Source organism: Burkholderia sp. Bp8986 (assembly GCF_003854225.1).
Lineage (GTDB): Bacteria > Pseudomonadota > Gammaproteobacteria > Burkholderiales > Burkholderiaceae > Burkholderia.
This window is the reverse complement of the sequence record NZ_QTQM01000099.1, coordinates 1-4,114: the sequence shown is the minus strand read 5'-3', so window position 1 is coordinate 4,114 and position 4,114 is coordinate 1. Positions and strand designations below refer to the sequence as shown.

Sequence of the window (4,114 nt, the reverse complement as noted above, 5' to 3'; positions counted from 1 at the left end):
CCAGTGCCAACCTGTACTCCCTCGTCGAGACGTGCAAGGCGAACGGCGTCGAGCCGTATCGCTATCTGGTCTGGCTGTTCACCAGGTTGCCGCTCGCTGCAACCGCCGACGACTACGCCGATCTCATGCCTTGGAGAATGCCTGCCGCCCTCAACCTCTGAGGGGCGTCGTCAAAAGACCGCATACCTTTAATCCGCGTCTCGCTCAACCTGACATTGCCTCAAAAACCATGTTTTTTGATATCTTCGAAAGACGGGGGCTTTGGTTATGGGGTCAAATTAAGAATCGCTGCCAATAATCCTCCTTATCATGCCCATGGCACACATATCTGTACCAATCGCGACTTACCCCGCTAATTAGTTTAGCGCGAAGCGCGTTAAAACCTTTCGCGGGAGCACCCTTGCATTTGACTCTGCAGCACATACGGCTGAAAAAATTCGAAAAGACTGTCTGCCGACACAGTCGAGGCTTTTCGACGAGACGTCACCTCCATGACGTTGTGGGACTGGATTAAGGATCGCTTCTTTGGCGGGCACAAAGCTGAGATCTTGGAATCTCTCACGTTTTGTCACATCGCTTCGGTTCCCGCCGGGCGCGATTACCTGAAGCAGAAAGACGAACTCGAGCACGTCGCCAAATCCGGTCGAAACCTGTTGAGTAATCTGACCGCCACTGCTCGTGCAGACATGGTACGGTCAGCCCTTTTTTCCGGCGGGCTGATCACGTTGACATTTCCAGCAGGAAGCGCAGCGGACGGTAGCATCGGTCTGCGTCTGCCATTGCTGTCGGAATGCTTTGGAGATGAGAGTGGGTCCATTTCACAGGACGAGGCAGTTCAATTGATAGCTACAACCTTGGCGGACGAAGGAACGTCGGCAACCCCGGACGTTACGGCTCATACTGAGCGCGAGCGGATGTACCTCGACGCAACTGCCGCATCGGCGGCAGTTGCCCTGCTGAGCCGGGCCTGCGACAGATTGACGTGCTTGAGCTCCGATGCGTCCACCTTCCTCAAAATCGATCGATGGCTTGCAGACGGACCTTGATGCATGGCTTGACCACGACAACAATGAACAGGAGCACCAAGGATGTGTTACGGAAAGACGCCGATATGCACCTTTCTCGATTCGCCGGACCTCGTCAGGGAGAAAGTCATCTCCAATTGATCGCATCCCTTCTATCGGCCCGACTACCTGTCAGATCGAACCGCGGCTAATACACTTTCTTCATGCCGAGTTCTATGCCAACCAGCCAACATGACAGTACCCCGCCGCATACACTACTTTCGGTAATAGCCCTGACGCAGGCGTCGAGTCAAAAACCAGATAAAAAAGAAAAGGAAGCAACTGTGATCACGAAGAGAATATCGTCCATTTTGTCCGTAGTTCTGTGCACTACTCTGGCACTTGCTGCATGCGGCGGCGATCTGGACAATCAGACTCTGGCTTCAACGTCAGCAGCTTCGCCAACACTCCCGGCCAACCAATCAACCGGTAGTCCAGCATCCCCCCTGCCTATACCCGTGACACCGCTAAACCCTGCTGCTCAGACTGCGCACACGCTATACGCAAGCCCTTCTGGATCTGACTCGGCCTGCACCCAGGATGCGCCCTGTAGTCTGACTGCTGCGCAGTCGGCTGTGCGAGCCTCGCTCGCAGCCGGTAAGACCGATATGCGCGTCGAACTGGCCGACGGAATATATCGATTGGAGAGCACGTGGAGCTTCGGCGCGGCAGATTCGGGCTCATCGGGTCATCCGGTAGTATGGACGGCTGCATCCGGCGCGTATCCGATTATTTCGGGTGCCACGCAAGTCGCCAGCTGGACGCGATCCGGTACAGGAGGGATGTGGGCCTCCCCCGTCCCCGCAGGCAGCAATTCCCGACAGCTGTACGTTAACGGCGCCGAAGCACCAGTGGCACAGCAAACACCAGACCAATTGGGATTCTCAGGCGGATGGACCGGCTCGGCGAACGGCTACAGCATCAAGAACGACGGTATTGCGATGACATGGTTCAACAAGCTCAGCGCAGCACAGATCGCCAATGTCGAGTTCGTCTATACACAAGGCAATGGAAATTGGACAGAGTCACGATGTCGAGTAGCCAGTTATTCGAACGGTTCGATCACGATGGCGCAACCCTGCTGGACAAACGTGACCCAACGAGCGACCTATTCGAATCCCAGCGGCAGCCTGCCTTCGATGTCCACAGGCACGATGCCCTCATCGATCCAGAATGCCCTGACCTTGATCCAGCCGGGACAGTGGTTCCTCGACGCAGCGGACAGCACTCTTTATTACCAACCGATTACCGGACAGGTGGCGACGGCGCTCGATGTCGAACTCCCCCGGCTGGAGACGCTGCTCCAGGGCGCAGGCTCTCTGGTTCACCCACTGCATGATGTGACCTTTTCCGGGCTGCAGTTTTCCTATGCGACCTGGAACGCTCCGTCTGCTGCCGCCGGTTTTGCGGACGTACAGAGCAATCTCCGCATGACGACCGCGACTGGCAACCAGGGCATGTGCCTGTTCTCCTCGCCTCCCGGTTCATGTCCGTGGGGCGCACTGAGTCAACCCCTCGCCAATGTCAGCTTCAGCGCATCGAACAACGTCACATTCGAGAGGAATCGGTTCACTGCGTTGGGCGGTGCCGGTCTGGCGTTCATGTACGGCTCATCAGGAAATCTGGTAGAAAACAATGAATTCGCGACGATCGCTTCGGCAGCCATCATCATGGGCTGCACGTTCGATCCTACACCGACCGACGGCAATGTCGCGACTGCCGTCGCGATCAGGCAAAACTGCAACCCGGACCCAACGCTGGTAAAGAACGATGTGATCGGTGCCAACGAGATCATGATGAACAATACGATCAAGAGAAACTTGATCCACAACATCGGCACTGACTACCCGTCAGCCAGTGCGATTACGTTGTTGTTCGGTCAGAAAACATCGGTTACCCATAATGAAATACACGATGTGCCCTATACAGCGATTACGGCCGGGATCATCCAGGGCCACGTCGATAATTCCTCTCACCCGTCCCTGTCGGTGAACATTAACGATAGCAACATGATCGGCAACAACCTGCTGCATGATTACATGACAGGATTAACCGATGGCGGAGCAGTTTATATCGAAGGACATCAGGCGCTATCTCGACACTTGGCGGACGGCAAGACCATCGATCCGGTCGATACGCTGGCCCACGGCATTCACGTGACCGGAAACGTGTCCTACAACAGTAACAACGTCATGCGGACCTACTACGACGATGCCGGTTCGGAATGGATCAACTGGGCAGACAACGTGTCGTTCAATTCCATTGGGCCGTATGGTACGGTCCAAGGAGGATGCGAGCCAACAGGACACATCTGGTATACGAATAATTATGCAGATGCACCGGGCGGTGATTATTCCACCTGTTCGCCTTCGCCGATCGACACGCACGACAGTAGTAATGTCACCATCACCTCCATGTCCGACGTTCCTGCAACATTGCTGAGCCATGCCGGACGCGGAACAGACGCTAGAAATATATCCGAGAGCAATGTGATGGGCAGACTCGGAGATAACGCGTCGCAGCTCAAGTACACCGGTTCATGGCAGCATGCCAACAACCGGTCTGGCTACTATGATTACCTGCGCGATCTTCACTACACGACAAGCGACGGTGACACGATGATGGTGGATTTCACCGGCACGGCGATCCAAGTCTTTGGAGAGCAGAACACCGATCAAGGCAAGCTCGGCATCAGCATCGACGGCCGAGCACAACAAATCGTTGATACGGTGCCAATAGACCAGCACCGGCATTCGAATGTCGCGATTTACACTTCGCCAATGCTGTCGCGTGGGTCACATACGCTTACCGTGACAAAATTGTCGGGAACGTACGCAACCATGAACGGGGTGTACATTCTGCCGTAGAGCAATAGCCGATTCTGGTGTACGTGGGCTGGGCGGCATTGGCGCACGGATAGGAATTTGTAATATTTGAGTAATGGAGTAATGGGCGTTGTTGCATAAATCAGGCGTGAGGACGAAGTGAAGCCATTGTTCGTGATGTCAGGCAATGCGGACGGACAGCGGGCGGGCGAGCTCTGTCATAAG

Annotated in this window: 3 protein-coding genes; all 3 read left to right on the top strand. The window is 55.2% G+C overall.

All coding sequences use genetic code 11. The annotated features are described in order from the left end of the window. Window positions 1–161, top strand: a 161-nt coding sequence (locus tag DID99_RS35840) for a transposase domain-containing protein (RefSeq protein ID WP_148094701.1), incomplete at its 5' end; no start/stop codon positions are given. Window positions 162–491: 330 nt separating this feature from the next. Continuing rightward, window positions 492–1,046: a hypothetical protein gene (locus DID99_RS35835; RefSeq protein ID WP_124668669.1), complete on the top strand. Its 555-nt coding sequence runs from the start codon at window positions 492–494 to the stop codon at window positions 1,044–1,046. A gap of 626 nt (window positions 1,047–1,672) precedes the next feature. Continuing rightward, complete coding sequence (locus tag DID99_RS35830) at window positions 1,673–3,931, top strand: right-handed parallel beta-helix repeat-containing protein (RefSeq protein WP_124668668.1); 2,259 nt, start codon at window positions 1,673–1,675, stop codon at window positions 3,929–3,931. The last annotated feature ends 183 nt before the right edge of the window (window positions 3,932–4,114 follow it).